We start from the raw sequence: 467 nt of genomic DNA on the forward strand, positions 1-467 counted from the left end.
CCCTTCCGTCCTGTCGCGCAACGCTTCGTCGCCGGCCATGGCGGCAATGGAAGGCGTGACGATCGGAACGGTCGGCAACGCCAGCACGTCGACCGCCTCCAGCCGTTCCGCCATCGCCGTCGCAAGCTCGCCGCGACGGCGGATCGTGCGGATGTAGGCCGAGGCGGGAACCGACAGCGCGCGCGACAACGGCCCGGTGACATGCGGATCGACCGGCACGGAGGCGCCGCTCGCCAGCCAGTCGGCATGCACTTCGGCGCCCTCCATTGAGGCGATCGTGCCGCGTCTGGTCGCGGCGCGCATTTCGGCGATGAGATCGTCGATGGGCAAATCGACGGCGCCGGCGCCAGCCTGCCCGATCCTGTCGATGCAGGCCTCGAAAGCTTCCGCGACCTCGGCTTGCGTCTCGCCGAACAAGACGCCGCGCGGAATGCCGATGCGCACGGTCGCAAGCGGGACCGGCTGCA

At 70.0% G+C, this 467-nt stretch carries 1 protein-coding gene; it reads right to left on the reverse strand.

All coding sequences use genetic code 11. The annotated features are described in order from the left end of the window. On the reverse strand, positions 1-467 hold a 467-nt coding region (locus tag EOA28_RS38155), incomplete at both ends, for an amidase family protein (RefSeq protein WP_245501718.1).

The sequence above is a fragment of the Mesorhizobium sp. M2A.F.Ca.ET.067.02.1.1 genome, from assembly GCF_004023285.1.
In the GTDB taxonomy this organism is placed as follows: domain Bacteria; phylum Pseudomonadota; class Alphaproteobacteria; order Rhizobiales; family Rhizobiaceae; genus Mesorhizobium.